The sequence below is a fragment of the Vogesella mureinivorans genome (assembly GCF_007644035.1).
Taxonomy (GTDB): Bacteria; Pseudomonadota; Gammaproteobacteria; order Burkholderiales; family Chromobacteriaceae; genus Vogesella; species Vogesella mureinivorans.
The window spans coordinates 1-1,347 of sequence record NZ_VMTV02000714.1 but is presented as its reverse complement, the minus strand read 5'-3'; the positions used below and the strand labels follow the sequence as shown (position 1 = coordinate 1,347).

The 1,347-nt window shown below is 50.6% G+C and carries 1 rRNA gene; it reads left to right on the top strand.

The features are described from left to right. Positions 1-1,347: ribosomal RNA gene (locus FLQ44_RS17870) — 23S ribosomal RNA — on the top strand; the annotation flags it as partial.

Here is a 1,347-nt window from a genome sequence, read left to right as displayed (position 1 = left end):
CTCACTAGTCGAGTCGGCCTGCGCGGAAGATGTAACGGGGCTAAAACTAGTCACCGAAGCTGCGGCATCAATGGAAACATTGTTGGGTAGGGGAGCGTTCTGTAAGCGGACGAAGGTGAATCGAGAGGTTTGCTGGACGTATCAGAAGTGCGAATGCTGACATAAGTAACGATAAAACGAGTGAAAAACTCGTTCGCCGGAAGACCAAGGGTTCCTGTCCAACGTTAATCGGGGCAGGGTGAGTCGGCCCCTAAGGCGAGGCTGAAAAGCGTAGTCGATGGGAAACGGGTTAATATTCCCGTACTTGGTATAACTGCGATGTGGGGACGGAGAAGGTTAGGTTATCGCACTGTTGGATGTGCGTTTAAGCCGGTAGGTGGGTGTTTTAGGCAAATCCGGAACACCATTCAACACCGAGAAGTGATGACGAGGTTCTACGGAACTGAAGTAACCGATACCACGCTTCCAGGAAAAGCCACTAAGCTTCAGGTTATACTAAACCGTACTATAAACCGACACAGGTGGTCAGGTAGAGAATACTCAGGCGCTTGAGAGAACTCGGGTGAAGGAACTAGGCAAAATAGCACCGTAACTTCGGGAGAAGGTGCGCCGGCGTAGATTGTAGTGATTTACTCACGAAGGTTGAACCGGTCGAAGATACCAGCTGGCTGCAACTGTTTATTAAAAACACAGCACTCTGCAAACACGAAAGTGGACGTATAGGGTGTGATGCCTGCCCGGTGCTGGAAGGTTAATTGATGGTGTTATCGAAAGAGAAGCTCCTGATCGAAGCCCCAGTAAACGGCGGCCGTAACTATAACGGTCCTAAGGTAGCGAAATTCCTTGTCGGGTAAGTTCCGACCTGCACGAATGGCATAATGATGGCCAGGCTGTCTCCACCCGAGACTCAGTGAAATTGAAATCGCCGTGAAGATGCGGTGTACCCGCGGCTAGACGGAAAGACCCCGTGAACCTTTACTATAGCTTGACACTGAACATTGAATTTTGATGTGTAGGATAGGTGGGAGCCTTTGAAGATGACACGCCAGTGTTGTTGGAGGCGTCCTTGAAATACCACCCTTTAACGTTTGATGTTCTAACGAAGATTGCGGAACGCGGTCTCGGACAGTGTCTGGTGGGTAGTTTGACTGGGGCGGTCTCCTCCCAAAGCGTAACGGAGGAGCACGAAGGTTTGCTAATCACGGTCGGACATCGTGAGGTTAGTGCAATGGTATAAGCAAGCTTAACTGCGAGACGGACAAGTCGAGCAGGTGCGAAAGCAGGTCATAGTGATCCGGTGGTTCTGAATGGAAGGGCCATCGCTCAACGGATAAAAGGTACTCCGGC